Raw genomic sequence first — 18,809 nt, forward strand, 5'->3', positions numbered from 1 at the left:
AGGCAACGATGGCACATACTGAAACAGCAACACTTGCCCCGGAGAAGGCCGGCAAAAAGGTACTTAACCCCAAAGCCGCCGTCCCTGTTATTTTATTTACCTTCGTCTTCAGCTTGGTCATTGACAACGGCTTTAAGTTCATGTCCAAGCCCATTGCCGACGACCTCCACCTCTCTGCGACGACGGTGAGCCTGCAAGCCACACTGGCAGGAATTGTCATCGGCATCGGCGCTGTGGTGTATGCCGCGCTTGCCGATACGTTCAGCATCAAGAAGCTGTTGTACGTGGGCATCGGGCTGACCGTCATTGGTTCCATCATCGGGTTTGTTTTCCAACACTCGTGGCCGATGGTGCTGACCGGGCGAATTATTCAAACCACCGGTTTAGCCGGGGCGGAAACGCTCTACGTCATCTACGTCACCAAGCACATCTCCGCGAAAGACCAGAAGACGTACCTCGGTTTCTCCACCGCTGCGTTCCAACTGGCCATGCTGATCGGTGTGCTCACCAGCGGATTCGTGTCCACGTACATCTCGTGGACCGCAATGTTCTTGGTCTCTGCGGCCTTAATCCTCGCAGTGCCTTTCATCGCGAAAACCGTACCCGATGATGAAAAAGTCAGCGCCAACTTGGATGTCATTGGTCTCTTTCTCATCGGTGTCTTCGCCACATTCGCCGTCATTTTCATGCAAGAGTTCCAGCCGATCTACGCTGTCTTTTCAGTCATCGGGGTTGTGCTCTTCGCGGTGTACATCAAGATCAACAACAAGGCACTCGTCCGGCCAGAATTCTTCCTCAACGGTCGTTACGTGTGGGCCCTAGTCGTCGTTCTCATCTTGTACTCTGTGCAGCTGGGGTACATTTTCTTCTTCCCCTTCATCGTGTCCACCCTGCACGGGTTGGGAACCGATACGGCATCCATGTTGATCGCGCCGGGCTACGCCTGCGCAACCGCCGTCGGAGCAGCGTCGGGAGCTATCGCGAAGGTGCTGAAAACGCGGCCGGCTATCATTATCGCGCTCTCCTCGATTTGTGGTGCGCTTGTCATTCCCGCAATTATTCCCGACACATCCCTGTGGTTGTTGATTCTTTCCATGATGTTCTTCGGGAGCGGATTTGCGCTCATGTACGCACCGCTGATGGCCTCAGCGATCAAGAAGATCCCAGCCGAGAAAACGGGCGTTGCCATCGGTTTTTACAACCTGACCATCAACATCGCGATCCCCGTCGGCATCGCGTACACAGCCAAGCTGATCGATATCGAACCGACATTCCTCAGCGGGCTGACGCAGGGCTCAGGACACACAGCTCACGCGTATGCCACCGTGCTGTGGATCCTCGCAGGCATCACCGCCGTGGCCTTCGTCGTGTATGTGGCGTCCGACCGCTATCTCACCAGGAGGGAGAAGCGGCGTGGTGAGACGCTTGATGGGGCATCCTAGAACGTTCCGCCGTAGCGTTGCTGGATTTCGTCAAAGTGGCGGATGAACGTGGCTTCGCGGTCGCGTTCATCTTTCCCGCCGACGTACTCTTCCGGACGCATACCCGTCGCCAAGTAAATAACGCGGGCACCGATCTGGACCGCGTGATCGGAATAACGCTCGTAGTAGCGCGATAGCAAGGTGACGTCCACGGCGTTCGTCGTCGTGTATGGCCACTCGCGCTGCGTCGTTAAGACAAAAATGTGGTGGTGGAGGTCATCGATGGCGTCGTCGTCGCGGGCCAGTTGCAATGCCAACTCCGGATCGTAGGACACTAGGACGTCGTGCAAGGTAGCCGTGATGTCCAGACACTGCTTCGCCATCTCGGAGAAATACGGCACCATGGATTCCGGAACTGCGCAATCCGGGTGACGGCGGCGGGCCACCTTCGCGATGTGCACCATCAGCGCCGACATCCGCGAAAGATCTTCCACAATGTACGTGCCGGAAATCACACGGCGAAGATCCCGGGCCACCGGGCTTTCTAACGCCAGAAGCTGAAAAGCTTGTTGTTCGCATTTCACACGAAGCTCTTCGACATCCTCCACGCTGGTCAACACATCTTCTGCAGAAGTGAGATCAGCGCTCAATAACGCTCGGGAAGCATGCGACGCCATCTCTTTAATCGAATCGCACATGACGATGAGATTATGGGCGAATTCCGCCAAGTGTTCCCGATAATCGTCTCTCATGATGGCCTAGTTTAGGACAAATCGGCTAACAACGCTTGGCTAACCCAAGGCCACGCAGTTCACACCGACCCCGAATTAGCCACCCGAGTGCATGATGTCCGCACCAGCGGGGACGGTCCGGTCATCAGGATCATCCAGCCACCCCTCCGGCAGCGTCACCGCCTTCGCGGACCCTTGGCGGCCACGAGGGCCGTCGGCATCGTCGGGGAGAGCCGACGCCAACGCCGGATCGCTCACTACCGTATTCAGGATCTCTTTTAGTTCATTGATGCTCGTGATGCGCGTGACCTTTTGACGTAGGTCCGACCCCGCAGGGTAGCCGCGCAAATACCAGCCCATGTGTTTCCGCATGTCCCGGCACGCGGTGGACTCCCCGGAGTGAGCCGCCAACAAGCGGGTGTGGCGCAGAATCACGTCGCATACCTCCGCGAATGTGGGCTGAGCAGGGAGGGGCTCGCCGCGCAGGGCGGCAGATAACTCAGCAAACAACCACGGGCGCCCCAAACAACCGCGCCCCACAACCACACCGTCGCAGCCAGTCTGATCCATCATGTCCGCGGCATCTGTTGCCTTGAAAATATCGCCATTGCCGAGCACCGGCACGCCCGTACCCGACAGATGCTCCTTAAGTTCCCCGATGCGGTTCCAGTCCGCCGTGCCCGAATAACGTTGCGCTGCTGTACGCGCGTGTAACGCCACAGCCTGAGCGCCCTCCGCGGCGGCAATCGCACCCGCGTCCAAAAACGTCAGATGGTCGTCGTCGATACCCGTCCGCATTTTGACCGTGACCGGGATCGTCGTTCCCTCGACACCACGGACGGCCGCTGCGACAATCTCGCCGAACAGACGTCGCTTATAGGGCAGGGCAGCTCCGCCGCCTCGTCGAGTCACCTTCGGCACCGGGCACCCAAAATTCATGTCGATATGGTCAGCCAGGTTGTCGTCGGCAATCATGCGAGCAGCTTCGTACGTCCACTTCGGGTCCGTGGTGTACAACTGCATGCTGCGCGGCGTTTCTTCGGGAGCGAACTCCGTCATGTGCAGAGTTTTCTCATTCCGCTCGACGAGTGCTCGCGCGGTCACCATCTCGCAGACATAGAGCCCCGACGTCGTCCCCGTTTTTTCTATCTCGAGTTCACGACACAACAACCGAAAAGCCACATTTGTTACCCCCGCCATGGGTGCAAGAACGACGGGGGACGATAGCTCAAATGGGCCGATTCGGAGGGGTGTGCGGGATCCAGAAATCACCGTGCCAGTGTAAACGTGTGTGAATCTCACACCAAGCGAGGGAAGGGGGAACCCATTTAGGGGAATAGTCTGGGCTAAGACTGCCGTTTCTGTCCCCCTCTTGACCTAAAGTGGTACACGTAACAACACACCACGATCGTGGTGCGCCTCACCGAGCGGTGCCCCCTCGACGACGCGCCAAATTACGGACGTGGAATGTAAAGAGAACCCCCGATTGACCAGGAATTTCGGCGGGAGCACAGGAGGAAAATATGTCAGGACGGATAGCCAACCCGAAGTTGCAAGGCCTCATCATGAGTGCCGACGAAGCCGCCGCCAAGATCAACCCCGGCGATCAGATCGGCTTCAGTGGATTCACCGGTGCCGGATATCCCAAAGAATTCCCTCAAGCCCTGGCCCGCCGGATCAAAGAGGCACATGACCGCGGCGAAGAATTCAAAGTCAATGTGATGACTGGTGCATCGACCGCCCCGGAGCTCGACGGTGCATTAGCCGAGGTCAACGGCATCAACTGGCGTATGCCGTACCAATCTGACCCGACTCTTCGTAAGCGGATCAACGCTGGCGACACGTACTACAGCGACATTCACCTCTCGCACTCGGGGATGCTCCTGGACCAGGGATTTTTCGGGGCGACCGACGTGGCCGTCGTTGAGGCAGTGCGCATTAAGGAAGATGGGGCAATTATCCCCTCGTCGTCCGTCGGTAACTCGACAAACTACCTGCGTAATGCCAATAAAATAATTATTGAGGTCAACTCCTGGCAGTCCGAAGACCTCGAAGGTATGCATGACATCTGGAGCTATGGTCAGCTGCCTAACCGTCAGCCCATTCCGATCGCCGACCCCGGTGACCGGATCGGAACCCCGTACATCGATATCGACGTCGACAAGGTCATCGCAGTCATCGAAACCGACGCTGCGGACCGCAACTCCCCGTTCAAGCCGATCGACGACGATTCCAAGAAGATTGCCAACTACCTGCTTGATTTCCTCGACGGCGAGATCAAGGCTGGGCGTCTGACCAAGGAATTGCTTCCGATGCAGTCCGGTGTGGGGAACATTCCGAACGCTGTTCTCGCGGGGCTGCTGGAAGGGCCGTATCACCACATTACGTCTTACACGGAGGTTATCCAGGACGGGATGATCGACTTGATGGATCAGGGCACCATGACGGTGGCGTCGGCAACCGCATTCTCGCTGTCGCCGGAATACGCACACCGGGTCAATGAAAATGCTGCTGAGTACGCCAAGAAGATTGTTCTGCGTCCGCAGGAAATCTCCAACCACCCAGAAGTTATCCGACGCCTCGGCGTGATTGCATGTAACGGAATGATTGAGGCCGACATTTACGGCAACGTCAACTCCACCCATGTCACGGGCTCCAAGATGATGAACGGCATCGGCGGATCCGGCGACTTCACGCGTAATGCCTTTGTGTCGTGCTTCGTGTCGCCATCGCGCGCAAAGGGTGGCGACATCTCCGCCATCGTGCCCATGGTTTCGCACGTTGACCACAATGAGCACGACGTCGACGTGATTATTACTGAGCAGGGTCTGGCTGATCTGCGCGGACTTGCTCCGCGGCAGCGCTCCCGGAAGATCATCGAGAACTGTGCCTACCCGGATTACCGCGAGCCGTTGCTGGAGTATGTGGAGCGGGCAGAGAAGAACGCATCCGGATTGCACACTCCTCATGACCTCCACGAGGCATTCAATTTCCACACTCGTTTCATGGAGACTGGCTCCATGATGCCGGAGAAGTAGTTGACGGTGGCGGCGGCCTTGGGTGGTTCTCCAGGCCGTTTGCCAGGCGTCCGCTGTCATGATCTATACTGACTAGCGCACATTCAAACATTGTGTTGAGTGCTGTCGTTTACTTTCGTGGTGGTGGCAGCAGTTAGCGCTTAATCAGAATGTGTGTGGGCCTTTAGCTCAGCTGGTAGAGCTACGGACTTTTAATCCGCAGGTCGAGGGTTCGAGCCCCTCAGGGCCCACAACAACGCCCCTCACCAGAATTGCCTGGTGAGGGGTATTTGCGTTAGCCCTTCTGCACGCTGATGTCGTTGTGAGCTAGCCATTCTTTTGCAATACGCGCGGCCCGTTTCTGATCGGTGACGCTTTCGTTGTTGAGCTCCGCCAGATCCTCCGTCGTCATCTTTTTACTTATTGAATTGATGATGTCCTCTGCTTTGCCATCCTTAAAGTTATTCAATTTTTTACTAGCAAGAGGAACGACATTTGACGGGAGGAGCAGGTGCTGTGGGTCGTCGAGAACAGTGAGATTATTTTTCTTAATAGCCGGATCTGCACTAAAGATATTCGCTACCTGAATTTTTCCGTCTGTCAGTGCCTTGACCGTTAATGGCCCGCCAGAGTCTTCGATAGGCGTGAAATCAACGTCGACGCTATACACCGCTTTAAGACCCGTCGGCCCGTAGGGGCGGGATTCTGCCTCTGAGGGTCCTCCGTATTTCACCGACCCCGGTACGCGCGCGAGGTCACCCACGCTGTGAAGGTGGTAACGCCGGGCGAAGTCATGGGTAACGGTGTACGTGTCTTGGTCCGACGCGGGGGAGTAGTTCAAGAGGTGAAGTCCCTGTGGCGTGGCGTGAACGAGGTCGCGATACACGTCGTCAGGATCTTTCGCAGCTGTCGCGTTGTCATTATCTCCGTGTGATGATTCTTTCTCGAAGTACTGGAGTAAGTTTCCCGAATATTCGGGGATCAGGTCGATCGATTGGTGCTCTATTTCTGGGATATAGACCTCACGCTGGCCAATCCGAAATTGTCTATCAACCTTAATGTGGTTTTTTTCAAGCGCTTGAGCGTAAATTTCGGCGATTATTTCATTCGAATAGTAGTCCTGTGAACCGATAACGATGGTATCGGAATCAGCACTCCCACTGGACAAAGGATTAGATCGCGCGCACGACGATAACGTGAGGATAAGAAGGCATGAGGTGATGATGGCCGCAATAATCGTGAAAGATCGTGATCGGGACTGTGACCGGGGCTTCGGTCTTATACCTGAAAGAAACGTGTTGCTGGCCGGAAGCGGAGTTCGGCGTGATGCGGTGTGTACGTAGTCCAACCAGTTGATCGTCATGGTAAGTGTCCCAGCTTTGGTGTCTGTAGTTTGTGTTGCAGGGCGGGAGTTTTTATCCGTTACATAGTTGCTGTTACATAGCTATTGTTAGCTCCAGCCTCAATGTTTAATGATCGCCGAAACGATTCCCGGCCCACCTCTGAGCACGCCCAAGGGCTGCATCAATGACAACTGCGAGCGCAATGACAATAAGTGACGATCCCAACATTTCGGAATAATCGCGCGATTTCAATCCTGCGAACAGAAAGCGCCCAAGCCCAATATCAGCGGTGTATGCCGCGAGCGTTGCGGTCGCGATGACTTGTAACGTTGCCGCTCGGATTCCACCCATAATCACGGGCAATGCCAGCGGAAGTTCGACGGAAGTTATGACTTGCCAGGGCGTCATCCCGATCGCTTGGGCTGCCGACGGGATATCCGGCGAAATCGATTCGACTCCGGAATAAGCTCCGGCCAGCAGAGATGGGATAGCTAACACAATGAGCGCGAGGGTGGGCGCTTTTAATCCGATGCCCAGCCACAGACCGAATAGTGTCAGCAGGCCCAACGTAGGGATCGCGCGTGCTGCTCCGGTCAGCGCACCAATGAGGCCAGCTCCTCGTCGAATATGGCCAATGACTATTCCTGTTGGTATTGCTAACACAGAAGAAATAGCCACAATCATTACCGTGAACCATAGGTGTTCAACTAATCGTTGCGTGATCGAACCGTTTCCTGACCAATGGTCTGCTGAAAAAGCCCAGCTTAGGGCGTCGATAAAATAGTTCATGATGATGCGCCACCCGATGCGTGGCTCCATGGAGTGAGCAGCCAGGTAAGACCTTGAATAATGGCATCGATCACGAGGGCAACAATAATCGTGGCGACGATACCCGCGGTGACCTCCGCCGTTATGCCGCGCTGAAAACCGTCGGTGAGTAGTGAACCCAAACTAGGGATACCGACGAGTGCACCGATGGTGACCAGGCCAATCGTGGAGGATGCGACCACGCGGAGTCCCGACGCGATGACGGGAATAGCCAGCGGTAGGTCCACTTTCCACAGGATTGTGCGGGGGGAGTGCCCGAGGGCGAGTGCCGCGTCCCGAGTGTGTGCATCGACGGAGGCGAAAGCGTCGGCCGCGGTGCGGACAAGTAACGCGACTCCGTAGACCGTGAGCGCGGTGATCATCGTGAGGTTTGATCGCAATGGTGTGCCAATGATGATCGGAATTGTAATGATGAGTGGTAAGGAAGGCACTGCGTACATGAGAGAGGCCGCATTTAGCAATGGCCTACCGAACAGAGGGTGGGAAAATGCATAGCGCCCTATCGGAATGGCAATAAGCAGTGAGAAAAGAATCGGGGGCAGCGCTAATCGGAGGTGTTGGCCGGTTAGTTCCGCGATATCCTCCCAATTGGTGATCACCCAGTTCATGAGGTAAGTACCCCCACGCTTCTTCCGTAGGAATCAACAGCAACGGCTTGTCCATTGACTGTTCGCGTTGTTAATTTCCTATTCGTATTGCTTGCTCCGGTAAACGATGCAACGAAGTCATTCTTTGGGTTGGTCATTATCTCGGAAGGTGATCCATGTTGTGATATCACTCCACCTTTTTCGAGAATAACGACCGAGTCGCTAAGCCGAAATGCTTCGTCGATGTCGTGGGTCACGAAGAGAATCGTTTTCCCTAATTCTTGTTGGAGGCGCAGGAGCTCGTCTTGCAATTCCCGACGGACGATCGGGTCAACAGCTCCGAAGGGCTCGTCCATGAGCAGGATATTCGGGTTTGATGCAAGGGCCCGTGCCACACCGACCCTCTGCTGCTGGCCGCCAGAAAGCTGGTGAGGGTATCGCTTCGCTAAGGCAGGATCGAGCCCCACGCGCTCCATAATCTTTCGAGCGTTTTTCCGGGCCTCGCGACGAGGTGTGCCTAGGAGCGTCGGCACAACCGCAATATTCGCTTCGACTGTCTTGTGGGGCATGAGCCCACCAGATTGTATGACGTACCCAATTCGACGCCGGAGGTCGACGGCGGACTCGTCCATGACGTTGTGATCGTCGATGCAGACTTGGCCGCTCGTGGGCTCGGTCATGCGGTTAACCATGCGTATTAACGTCGTTTTCCCCGAGCCAGATGTGCCGACGAGTGACACGATGTGATGCGACGGTATGACTAGTGAGAAATCGTGGACGGCGGTTGAGCCATCTGGGTAGGTCTTGGAAACGTGATCGAAGGTAATCAATTATTAGGCCTCCTCAGCAATAGTCTCGAGGCTATCAGAATTCGACGTACCGGTGCCGGGAGGTAGTGGGGGAGAGTGGTTCTTCTGGGGTTGAGGTGGTGTTGAGGAAGTGGCCGTGAAAAGAGGTGGCTTACCAGGCGATTTTGTGAATTTTAGGTGGTTAACGTAGTCTGTAGCAGCTGCTGCAGAGAACTCTGTAGCGCGTGCTCTCATCGTCTAGTGGCCTAGGACTCCGCCCTTTCACGGCGGCAACACGGGTTCGAACCCCGTTGAGAGTACAGCACCCCCTGGCCTGTAATCGCAGGCCAGGGGGATTTTCGTTTGTCGTATTAGCCGCCCCTACCTGTCTGTGGTTCTATTTTGGTTCTACGTGCAACGGGCCGGCTACCCCCTGGTCGGCGTATAAGCTCCGTAAAACCCCCTTGTGATACGTAAAAGCCCGCGCCCAATGTGACTCGCTGGTACAAGACAGTTTATCCCTGGGTGGTTTACTTGCTTGAGCTCTCTTTCTCCGCCTTTTTACGCTTTCGGGCCCAGAAGTCAATATCCCAGATAATTGTGTTCATGTGAATCACCATTAGTGGGAAGAACCATTTTGGAGTGTGCCCCGAATATATTGGATCATCTTCGTCAGATACGGCGATTTTCTTGATCCCGTAATAACACCACATAACATCGATGATGATAGTGGCCAGGAGCGTTTGCCAGTCCATAAACACATAAATGGGGGCCAAAGCCGCGGTAAAGAGGAAATGCAGCGTTCCGACTAACCATTGGCCAAGAAAGAAATTATGTCCGCCGAGGCATGAGCTCCACACTGCGAATTTGTAAGCGCGGGATTTCGTTCTTTTTACTTCTTTGAAATTAACATAGCGAGAGTCGAGGTCGTGTTTCTCGGGGATGTAGTCAAACACAATGCGTACCCTCCGGATATCGAAAACCTAGTCGCTATGGGGTTGGAGCTGCTTTAATGATCTTTTCCGATTTCTATTGAACTCAATGGAACAGATGCCTCCCAGGAGGAGGCCGATTCCTCCGACCTCTTTCGGAACCACGCCAAAGACATACAGGAAGCAAGCGACAATACCGACCACGCCGCCGATCACAGTTAGATATGAGATCGTCTTCGAAGAAGACATCTAGTTCACCTCATCTAGTTTGCGGTGGGCAGCCATCACTACCCTGAGTGTGCAATGCTTGGCTAAGTATATCGAACTTAGTTCCAGTATCGTTCCGGTCGGAGGTAGTTGGCCCTGTCCGAGTCAGTCCCGCTCGTCTCTAGCAGTCGCGTGTATCCACTGAAACTCGAATCGGCACACAACCCAAAAACGCCCGGCAAACAGCAGCCGGGCGGGTATATGGTGGCTCGATCTACGGGAGCTCTTTCAGGACCTCCATTCCTCGCTTCGGGTAATCGGTGATAAGCCCGTCGACGCCCGCGTTATCGATAAAGTATTTGATGGTCTCTTTATCGTTGACCGTCCAGGGGAGAACTTTGATGTTCATCCCGTGCGCTTTTTCTACATAGTCGCGGTCAGCGACGGGGTGGAAGTCCTTGTCGCCAACCTTCGTGTCGTAGGGCTGCGCATAGCCAGGCGACGTGATCTGAGCCCCGAGCGCCTGGATCGCCTTGAGAGCATCACCGTCGTACTTCTCGTAGGTGTAATCGGCTAGCCACGGTGAATCTTTTTTCCACGTGGTCTCGTCGTATAATGCGGCCAAGGTGACGTCGGGCTGATGTTCTTTCAGGAGTTTGAGTGACCGCCAGTCGAAACTCTGGATGGTCACTTTGCCGCGAACACCGTATTCGTCAACAACACCCATGATGGTTGAAACGAATTCTTCCGGTGTCGCAGAGACTTCCCGTTTATCCGCCTCAATCTTCGTTTCAATGTTGTAGCGGACGTCGGCTCCTTTTTCTTTAACGAGGTCAAAAACGTCGTTGAGCTTCAGAATGTGGTTATCGGGGGCCACCTTCTGGTCAGGAAAATCAGCGAGCTTCTTGTCACACTTCAGCGTGCTGATTTGATCCCACGTCAGGTCATGAACATTCTTGCCGACGTATGGGAACTGCGGATCATCAGGTGTGGCGGGGTGGGTGTCAGAGCATTTCTCGTCCTCGATCTTCGGATCGTGCCACACCGCCGGCACGCCATCCTTCGTAAGGACAATGTCCATTTCGAGAGTATTGACGCCTTCATCGATCGCTGTTTCAAAAGCTTGTTTGGACTCTTCGGTGTTCTCGCCACGGCCACCGCGGTGCGCCTGAAGATCAAAACTTGCGAGGTCGACGTGGTTTCCGCTGGTCTTCTCTGCGGACTGTGTCGTCGAGTCTGATGCCGACGTGGCGCTGGAGGTGTCATTGTCGTTGTCAGAGGTGCTGCACGCTGCCAGTGACCCGACGGTTGTGAGCAGAAGTGCTGCGGTATAAATCCGTGCCCGGGGAGTTCTCATTACTTGGCTCCTTCGTCGTTTTTCTGTGCGTTGGTGCTGTTGGCAGTTGCTTCGGTCGTGTCGGTTGTGTCAGTCGCGTCGGCCGGGGTCGCGTTGGCCTTGGAGTGATGCTCCATCAGCAATTTCTCGTCCTTGCCGACGCCGGCGATAAGGGCAATTGCGATGAAGGCACACACAAGCAGGAAAATGAACGTGACATTCCATCCCCAGTGCTTGATGATAAAGCCGATTCCTGTCGAGGCAAGCGTTGCACCAACGACGTATCCCATGAGCCCCGTGAATCCAGCCGCCGTGCCCGCAATATTTCGTGGGGCGAGGTCGATGGCTTGAAGGCCGATCAGCATGACAGGTCCGTAGATGAGTCCACCGATGAGGCTGACTAACAACAGAGGAATCCACAAGGGCGAGTTATGGGGGACGAGCCAGTAAGCAAGGGTGCACAGAGCAACTGCACCGAGGAAGAGAATTCCGGTACTTGTGCGATATCCGCGGAAGATTTTATCCGTGACCCAGCCGCAGATGAGGGTGCCAATAATTCCGGCAATTTCGAAGGTTGAGAATCCGGCGATCGAGCCGTTGAGGCTAGCTCCGTGGATGTCGTGGAGATACACAGGCGTCCAGCTGAGGATTCCGTAACGCAGAACGTAGATAAAGATGTTGGCCAGAGCTAGGAGCACCATAACGCGATTGGTCAAAATGTGGCGCCAAATGATGGTGAAGGTCGACTGGTTTGCGATCTCGCTGTCGTCGATTGCTTCGGTTTTGGCCGGGTCGTTCCGGTACTCCTCGATGGGAGGGAGGCCTTCGGACTCAGGTGTGTCTCTAATTAATAGGAAAGCGATGAGAGCAACGATGAGCGAGATAATGCCTGGGAGCCAAAACGCTGATTGCCATTGGTTTCCGGTGATGGACAATGCCCATGCGATCGAGATGCCGACGCCAGCACCGCCCACGTTGTGAGCGCAGTTCCAGATGGCCGTTTTCCACCCGCGCTCTGTCGTCGAAAACCAATGGACGAGGGCTCGGCCGGACGGAGGCCAACCCATGCCTTGGAACCACCCGTTGATGAACATGACGAGGGTGAAGATGGCCACCGTGGCATGGAGGGCGGGGATGGTTCCCAGAAGGATGTTGGTGATGCCTGACAGTGCGAGTCCGAGTGGCATGAACAGTCGTGCGTTCGCGCGGTCAGACAGCGTGGCCATCATGAACTTGGAGAGGCCGTACGAGATATAGACGGCGTTGGCAATAATGCCGATGGCGACTGTATCGAGGATGCCGTCGTTCTTGATCAGTGCGGCGACTGGCGAAATGTTGTTTCGGACCAGGTAAAAGCCTGCATATCCTATGAATATCCCCATGAATACTTGCAGACGGAGCCGAGGATATTTATGGGCGATTTCGTCTGCGGGGAGCAGGGGTTGTGGTGGGAGCGCGCGGAAGGATAATTGGCGCGCAGTTTTCTCTTGTGACACGCCAAATATTATGCGGTAGCTGGGACCCTAAAAAATATTATCAATTGGTAACTGTCGCATCGGTCGAGGTCAGACAGGCCCGCATATCCCCCGAATGGGGATAAAACCCTCATCCTTAAGCGACGGTTGCGTAGGTTTCGGGGACCTCCGGTGACCCCGCGGCGGTTTAGGGCATTTTTTCGCGCTGTTTTCTTACAGAAAACGGTCTTGACGTGGTGATTTGTGGACATTCTGTGTTCCGTGTAGAGTTCTAACACGTTCGAGCGGCTCCCCGAGAGAGCTACTCAACGCAATCGGCGCTCTTTTAATAGACGTGCTGATGGCCCTGTGGCGCAGTTGGTTAGCGCGCCGCCCTGTCACGGCGGAGGTCGCGGGTTCAAGTCCCGTCAGGGTCGCATTTATTTCGGCCGGACTTTGTGTCCGGCCGTTTTTGCATTCCGGGGGCCGCAGCATCACTGTCGTAGAGGCCGCCGTCGTATAACCCCGAATATATCTCCCCAGTGTCGCCGTGTTTCTCCTGCATAAATGGGTAGTTGAGAAGCTCTACCGTAAGCTACCTGTAGACGGATAGCCATCAAACTGGGAAATGCGGGGAATGCAGTGCGAATCTGCAACTGACGCGCAACGGTGACACGCTATTTTGCGTTAAGTCCGGATACCGCGTTTTGCCTTGGAAGGCTAGCCGTGAGCTTCGATATCTCGCGTTTAGGTAGAGAGGATAGTTTTCCATGCGCGGTTTCTCACTCTTTTCCCACTCTGGTTCGGACCATTCGTGGAGGACTCCAACACTTGCAAGCCAATCACCAAGCAATCGCCGAATGACGCGGAAACGCAGGTTGAGCGTGGCTATTCTCGCGTCGGTAACCATGCTGGGAGTGGCCGGTTGTCAGTCGGGAAATGAATCCTCAAATGATGCAGAAAAGTCAGCATCGGATAGCGCTTCGTCGAAGGGGGATCAATCGGGAGACTATCCGGTTACCCTGAAGAATTGCGGCCGGGATTTGGAGATTAAGCAAAAACCTGAACGCGTCGTTGCTTTAAACCAAGGTGTGACCGAGGAATTATTGTCAATGGGCTTCGGTGATCGAGTTGTTGGTACAGCGACCTGGACCGATCCAATTTTGGATAATCTCAAGGCTCAGAATGACAAGATCAAACGCTTGTCCGATAACAACGCCTCGATGGAGACAGTTCTCGATCAAAACCCAGACTTTGTAGCCGCGACATTTGCGCAAACGTTGGCTGATAGTGGTTCCGGAAGTTACGAGAGCTATAAGAAGGTCGGTGTACCGGCATATCTCGATCACACGGAATGCACGAAGTCGGATAAGCCGGGTGATAATGGCGACGGTGGTCGGAAAGAAAAACTCCGGATGTCTGATATCTATACAGATATTCACGATCTCGCCGAGATCATGGGTGACAAAGCCGCAGGTGATGAGCTCCAAAAGAAATTAGAGGACCGCATTGCCAACCTCAGCTCCTCAAGTAAAGACATTCCTTCCGGGACGTCTGTAGCCTTTTGGTTTGCCAATTCAGAAAGCCCGTACATGGCCGGTGGTAAAGGCGCTCCCCAGATTATTGCGGACCAGCTCGGGCTCAAGAACGTGTTTGAGGATAATTCGGAAGAATGGCCACAAATTGGGTGGGAGGCCATAGCCGCGAAAGACCCCGATTATCTCGTTGTGGGAGACCTCACCCGTAAGCAGCAAACTGCCGAGACCGCCAAGGAAAAGATCAAATTCCTTAAAAATAACCCGGTCGCGAAGAATATGAAGGCAGTGAAGAATGACCACTTGATTGTGGTTGCCGGTGGTGATCTCAACCCTGGAATTCGCACTGTTGATGGCATGGAAAAGGTTGCTCATGCTCTCGCTGATGGCAACAAGAATGATGGTCAGGGCTCCTCAGAGGACAATTCTCCGTCAGAGCAGGGGAATAGAGAAGAGTGACGTCGACAGTCAAACTCTGGATTCTCGTTAGTGCATCGCTGGTAGCTCTCTTTGTCTCAATTTTATTTTCTATAACGTTGGGGCCATTGAGTGTTTCGATGACCGATGCATGGCGAGTTGTCGCTTTCAAACTAGGTCTTAGTTCGACGCCCGAAGGGGTCACTCTTTTAGAGCAAAACGCGATTTGGGAATTGCGTATGCCACGTGCGCTGCTGGCTGCAGTGGCAGGTGCTGCTCTCTCCATATGCGGTGCCGTGCTGCAGTCTTTGCTACGCAATGGTTTGGCCGACCCCTACCTGCTTGGTATCAGTTCCGGAGCCTCGGCTGGGGCCGTAGTGGTCGTTCTTACTGCCTCGACGGCGGCGTCGTTTGTGATGGCGCCGGGAGCTTTCGCGGGAGCACTAGCAGCGTTTTCGCTCGTCCTTCTCCTCGCGTGGGCCGCGGGGAATGGTAACCACAACATTATTCTGGCGGGGGTTGCCATTACTCAGCTCTTCTCCGCTCTCACCAGTTTCCTCATCATGTTTTCAGCCGACGCGAACACCACGCGTGGAGTGCTGTTCTGGATGCTGGGCTCCTTGGCGAGTTCATCCTGGCAGACGGTTGCTCTCAGCACTGCCATCTTTGCAGTCAGCTTCGTGGTGCTCTTTTGTCATTCGACGGCGCTAGACGCCTTCACCTTCGGCGCCGATAGCGCGGCGTCATTGGGCATCAACGTCAAGCGCGTCCGGATGGTGGTTATTGGCGTTGCCTCCCTTTTAGCCGCGACGATCGTGTCCAGCTCTGGGGCGATTGGCTTCGTCGGCCTGGTCCTTCCGCATGCCGCTCGGCTGATTGTGGGAACCGGTCACCGCCGGGTGCTTCCCGTCTCTGCTGCTCTGGGGGCCATTCTGTTGGTTTGGGTCGACGCCCTGGGCAGAACGGTGGCTGCACCTGTCGAGATTCCCGTGGGCGTCATCACGGCCCTCGTGGGTGTCCCGTTGTTCATCGCTCTGTTGGTCAAGCAGGGGAGGGGAAGCCGTACTCATGTCTAACAATCATGATGCAGTAACTCAGCGGGCCGCGAACACGGATCGGTCGGTATCGTTCGTTGTTTCCGACGTGTGCTCGCGCGTTCCTCCAGTTAATAACGTGTCGTTCGAGGCTCGTTCAGGTGACACAGTCGGAATAGTCGGGCGTAACGGGTCGGGCAAGACCACTTTGTTGCGTGCTATCGCCGGCCTGGCCCCACATTCCGGTCACGTCACGATTGATGGGGAAGACTGGGATACGATTCCGCGGAAGATTCGCGCACGTCGGATGGCTTTTGTCGCGCAACACAATGTGGCTAGTGCCGACGTCACCGTCCGTGATGTTATCGCGTTGGGGCGAACCCCGTACCTCGGTGTGCTCGGGATGCGCCAAAGCGACCGTGACATGGTGGTGGCGTCGGCACGAGAGGTGGGAGTGCATGACCTGCTTGATCGGCGCTTCGTCCATCTCTCAGGCGGTGAGCAGCAGCGTGTGCATCTCGCGCGCGCTCTGGCGACGCAGCCTGATGTGATCCTTCTTGATGAGCCGACGAACCACCTTGATATCAGTGCTCAGCTGCAGCTGATGGGGTACGTGTCGAGTTCGATTTTGGTGACCGTTGTGGTTCTCCACGATTTGAACCTAGCCGCGAAGTTTTGTGATTACGTCATTGTTTTGGATGGGGGCGACCCAGTTGCTGCGGGGCCGCCGCGCGATGTTTTCACTGAGGACGTCATTGAGCGGCACTTTGATGTGGAATCGCGCGTGTGGGAAACCCCGGATGGGATTAATCTCGAGTTCCACTCGGCGACGACTAATGCCGGTTGAGTAGCCAGATTCCGTCGTCTGTGCATCCCCCTGTGCATCCCCCTGTGCGGCCTTGTAAGTGTTGTACGTGCAGGGTGTGGGGCTACTTGCGTTCTTTCTCAGGCGACAGGTAAAGTATCGTCCGTGCGTGAAGCCCGGGTTACCTGGGCTGACGTGGTGGCCAGATAGCTCAGTCGGCAGAGCGTTCGCCTGAAAAGTGAAAGGTCGCCGGTTCGATCCCGGCTCTGGCCACATCACCCCTACTACACCGATGTGTGGAGTAGGGGTTTACTGCTATGCAGCAACAGGTGCGGATACGTTGCCGTATAGGCAGCGTTGGTCGTCGTCGGGGGCTTAATGAGGCAATGCTTCATGTTCGAGAGCTCTCCATCCCGATCAGATGTGAGCGTGCTGCTACGGGTCTCGGACACGAACATTTACGAGTTAACCCGGTTCCACCGTTTTTATATGGTCTAGAAGTAGTTTCGGTATAAAAGCACAATTTAGATAACGGCGCTGTTAATGACGTATAGAATTCCTTGATAAGTTCTGGCCTCGATGGCACCGTAAGGGGAAAAGGGATGGAATGTTCGCGCATCCGAGAACTTTTCCCAAAAATAGTTGCGGGCAATATTGGTGCTGGTCAAAGAATTGATCGGATATCGGCAAATAGTGAGCCCACGGGAGAGCATTATGTCTCAGACGGCTGCTGAGAATAGAGGAATAGACAGGACGCCAGGAGTGTTTGCCTGGTTTATCCTGGTCATATCTGCTGTTTTGCTAGCAACAGGTGTGTATGTGGCATTCATTCTTCCTCTAGGCGCTGCTATCTGGGGTTTTGTTTCCTACCGTAGAACTGGTCGACAAGGCCGTAAGGCGTGGATGGCGTACGTTGGCATAGCTGCAGTTCTTGCGTCTTTAATGGTGATTATGTTGCTTTTCATGGCTCCATCAGGTTCCACTGTTCAAGGCCCTACGACTTCAACGCCGTGGGAACCGGTTGGATAGGCCAGTCCATTCAGTTCCAATTGAGATAGGAGCGATGTCCGGGTCTCAGCCGAAGTTGAGCTGTTCACAGCACCATACTCGAACCGTTGTGAAAGCAACGGCCATTGACTAGCGATGAGAACGTCAAACACGCGTTGAGCTGCCGTGGGACTCTCAAACGAGAATTTCATGATCTCGGTTATCAGCGAGAGCTCGGACAGTTTGCGGTACCGGTTCTCTCATATCCGTGTGCTACCGCTGGTGTGGGGTAACTCGAGGTTATATGCCGAAAGTCTCCGTACCGCCTTTTGTCGCACAGCCCTTTCATCTGTTCAATCCGTCTAGAGTGGGCCTATGTCAGATAACGATGTCAATGCCCACGTCAAGCATGAAGTTGATCGTCACCGTTTCATCATTGAAGTCGATGGCGAAGTAGCAGGATTCGCCGAGTACGCTCCCACAGCCGCTGGGGACGTGCGGGATTTCAACCACACTGTGGTGCATCCCGAGTTCCGCGGCCAAGGCCTGTCGTCAAAGCTTATTAAGTCAGCTCTCGATGAGACTAGAGAAGCCGGCATGCATATCATCCCGACGTGTTCAGCCGTTGCTCACTTTGTGTCGAAGAATCATGATTACGCCGACCTAGTCGTGGACTAGCTACGACGTTGGCCACCCGTTCCACCAGCTCCTGTGACGCTTCTATGAAGCGTCCGACTTTTTAGACCCACCCTTGAGCGGGTTGTGAGCACTCGTGACGTATTTGTCGGGGTCAACCAGCTTGGTGCACTCGCATTCTTTACGTCGCCTGCACGTTGCGGGGATTCCGACGGCAATGCAGTTCGCCGGGATATCCTTCGTCACGACGGCGTTCGCGCCGATCGACGTGTTGTCACCGATCGTGATCGGGCCGAGCACCTTCGCACCAGCGCCGATGGTCACGTTATCGCCCACGGTGGGGTGACGCTTGGTTTGCGTAAGCACCTGACCGCCCAGAGTCACGCCGTGATAGAGCATGACGCCGTCGCCAATTTCGGCGGTTTCGCCGATGACGACGCCCATCCCGTGGTCGATGAAAAACCTGCGTCCAATCGTCGCGCCGGGGTGAATCTCGATTCCCGTCATAAATCGGGTGAATTGCGACAGGACACGGGCGGGGCCTTTCCAGCCGCGTTCCCACCAACAGTGTGCTACTCGGTATGCCCAAATCGCGTGAAGACCGGAGTAGACCAGGGCGTTTTCTGCGTCGCCTCTGGCTGCAGGGTCATGTTCGCGTGCGTTGCGCAGATCCTCTTTGAGGGTTGTGATGATCGAACCGAGCATGCCAAGAAGAGTACCTGTTATGAACAAAACGGGCGGATGGAGGGTG

At 55.0% G+C, this 18,809-nt stretch carries 17 protein-coding genes, 4 tRNA genes and 1 riboswitch; of the genes, 10 read left to right on the plus strand and 11 right to left on the minus strand.

The features are described 5' to 3' along the window. Positions 1-8: 8 nt before the first annotated feature. Positions 9-1,442, plus strand: a complete 1,434-nt coding sequence (locus tag CKROP_RS01945; protein WP_012731070.1) for an MFS transporter — start codon at positions 9-11, stop codon at positions 1,440-1,442. Here the strand turns inward: CKROP_RS01945 and phoU are convergent. Together phoU and dusB are read right to left on the minus strand one after the other, a co-directional pair. After that, positions 1,439-2,173, minus strand: a complete 735-nt coding sequence (gene phoU, locus CKROP_RS01950) for a phosphate signaling complex protein PhoU (protein WP_012731071.1) — start codon at positions 2,171-2,173, stop codon at positions 1,439-1,441. The genes CKROP_RS01945 and phoU overlap by 4 nt on opposite strands. 75 nt (positions 2,174-2,248) lie before the next feature. Then, entirely contained in the window at positions 2,249-3,352 is a 1,104-nt protein-coding gene (gene dusB, locus CKROP_RS01955) for a tRNA dihydrouridine synthase DusB (protein ID WP_052292328.1), read from the minus strand. Positions 3,353-3,675: 323 nt separating this feature from the next. On the opposite strand from dusB, the gene scpC reads away from it, so the two are divergent. Beyond that, positions 3,676-5,190, plus strand: a complete 1,515-nt coding sequence (scpC, locus tag CKROP_RS01960; RefSeq protein WP_012731073.1) for a succinyl-CoA:acetate CoA-transferase ScpC — start codon at positions 3,676-3,678, stop codon at positions 5,188-5,190. Between the two features lie 157 nt (positions 5,191-5,347). Beyond that, positions 5,348-5,420: transfer RNA gene (locus CKROP_RS01965), tRNA-Lys, on the plus strand. Positions 5,421-5,464: 44 nt separating this feature from the next. On the opposite strand, the gene CKROP_RS01970 is transcribed toward CKROP_RS01965, so the two are convergent. The 4 genes from CKROP_RS01970 to CKROP_RS01985 form a co-directional block, all read right to left on the minus strand. Further along, entirely contained in the window at positions 5,465-6,532 is a 1,068-nt protein-coding gene (locus tag CKROP_RS01970) for an ABC transporter substrate-binding protein (RefSeq protein ID WP_012731074.1), read from the minus strand. Between the two features lie 106 nt (positions 6,533-6,638). After that, on the minus strand, positions 6,639-7,301 hold the full coding sequence (locus CKROP_RS01975; protein ID WP_012731075.1) for an ABC transporter permease: 663 nt from the start codon (positions 7,299-7,301) through the stop codon (positions 6,639-6,641). After that, complete coding sequence (locus tag CKROP_RS01980) at positions 7,298-7,948, minus strand: ABC transporter permease (protein WP_012731076.1); 651 nt, start codon at positions 7,946-7,948, stop codon at positions 7,298-7,300. The genes CKROP_RS01975 and CKROP_RS01980 overlap by 4 nt, the downstream gene beginning before the upstream one ends. Next, positions 7,945-8,757 (minus strand): ABC transporter ATP-binding protein, encoded by an 813-nt coding sequence (locus CKROP_RS01985; protein ID WP_012731077.1) that lies wholly within the window; start codon positions 8,755-8,757, stop codon positions 7,945-7,947. The genes CKROP_RS01980 and CKROP_RS01985 overlap by 4 nt, the downstream gene beginning before the upstream one ends. Positions 8,758-8,962: 205 nt before the next feature. On the opposite strand from CKROP_RS01985, the gene CKROP_RS01990 reads away from it, so the two are divergent. After that, positions 8,963-9,035: transfer RNA gene (locus CKROP_RS01990), tRNA-Glu, on the plus strand. A 210-nt stretch (positions 9,036-9,245) separates the two neighbouring features. Here CKROP_RS01990 and CKROP_RS10525 read toward each other — a convergent pair. From CKROP_RS10525 to CKROP_RS02010, 4 genes are all read right to left on the minus strand, one after another. Beyond that, on the minus strand, positions 9,246-9,671 hold the full coding sequence (locus CKROP_RS10525) for a hypothetical protein (RefSeq protein WP_012731078.1): 426 nt from the start codon (positions 9,669-9,671) through the stop codon (positions 9,246-9,248). 27 nt (positions 9,672-9,698) lie between these two features. Continuing rightward, positions 9,699-9,896: a hypothetical protein gene (locus CKROP_RS02000; RefSeq protein ID WP_041628743.1), complete on the minus strand. Its 198-nt coding sequence runs from the start codon at positions 9,894-9,896 to the stop codon at positions 9,699-9,701. Between the two features lie 232 nt (positions 9,897-10,128). Further along, positions 10,129-11,211 carry a glycerophosphodiester phosphodiesterase family protein gene (locus tag CKROP_RS02005; protein ID WP_012731079.1) on the minus strand — a complete coding sequence of 361 codons (1,083 nt, stop codon included), beginning with the start codon at positions 11,209-11,211 and terminating at the stop codon, positions 10,129-10,131. Next, on the minus strand, positions 11,211-12,686 hold the full coding sequence (locus tag CKROP_RS02010; protein WP_012731080.1) for an MFS transporter: 1,476 nt from the start codon (positions 12,684-12,686) through the stop codon (positions 11,211-11,213). The genes CKROP_RS02005 and CKROP_RS02010 overlap by 1 nt, the downstream gene beginning before the upstream one ends. Positions 12,687-13,007: 321 nt before the next feature. On the opposite strand from CKROP_RS02010, the gene CKROP_RS02015 reads away from it, so the two are divergent. The 6 genes from CKROP_RS02015 (at position 13,008) to CKROP_RS02040 (ending at position 18,100) form a co-directional block, all read left to right on the plus strand. Next, positions 13,008-13,081 (plus strand) — tRNA-Asp (locus CKROP_RS02015). 139 nt (positions 13,082-13,220) lie between these two features. After that, a riboswitch (cobalamin riboswitch) is annotated at positions 13,221-13,368 on the plus strand. Between the two features lie 136 nt (positions 13,369-13,504). Next, on the plus strand, positions 13,505-14,638 hold the full coding sequence (locus CKROP_RS02020; RefSeq protein WP_169302944.1) for an ABC transporter substrate-binding protein: 1,134 nt from the start codon (positions 13,505-13,507) through the stop codon (positions 14,636-14,638). Continuing rightward, positions 14,635-15,672: a FecCD family ABC transporter permease gene (locus CKROP_RS02025; RefSeq protein ID WP_012731082.1), complete on the plus strand. Its 1,038-nt coding sequence runs from the start codon at positions 14,635-14,637 to the stop codon at positions 15,670-15,672. Before CKROP_RS02020 ends, CKROP_RS02025 begins: the two co-directional genes overlap by 4 nt. Beyond that, on the plus strand, positions 15,665-16,477 hold the full coding sequence (locus CKROP_RS02030; RefSeq protein ID WP_012731083.1) for an ABC transporter ATP-binding protein: 813 nt from the start codon (positions 15,665-15,667) through the stop codon (positions 16,475-16,477). Before CKROP_RS02025 ends, CKROP_RS02030 begins: the two co-directional genes overlap by 8 nt. Positions 16,478-16,635: 158 nt before the next feature. Further along, a tRNA-Phe gene (locus tag CKROP_RS02035) sits at positions 16,636-16,708 on the plus strand. A gap of 1,089 nt (positions 16,709-17,797) precedes the next feature. After that, the gene (locus CKROP_RS02040; RefSeq protein ID WP_012731084.1) at positions 17,798-18,100 is read left to right on the plus strand and encodes a GNAT family N-acetyltransferase; all 303 of its coding nucleotides are present in this window, start codon (positions 17,798-17,800) and stop codon (positions 18,098-18,100) included. 42 nt (positions 18,101-18,142) lie between these two features. Here the strand turns inward: CKROP_RS02040 and epsC are convergent, their stop codons facing one another. After that, positions 18,143-18,763: a serine O-acetyltransferase EpsC gene (gene epsC, locus CKROP_RS02045; RefSeq protein WP_041628744.1), complete on the minus strand. Its 621-nt coding sequence runs from the start codon at positions 18,761-18,763 to the stop codon at positions 18,143-18,145. Between the last annotated feature and the right edge of the window lie 46 nt (positions 18,764-18,809).

This window comes from Corynebacterium kroppenstedtii DSM 44385 (assembly GCF_000023145.1).
In the GTDB taxonomy this organism is placed as follows: Bacteria; Actinomycetota; Actinomycetes; order Mycobacteriales; family Mycobacteriaceae; genus Corynebacterium; species Corynebacterium kroppenstedtii.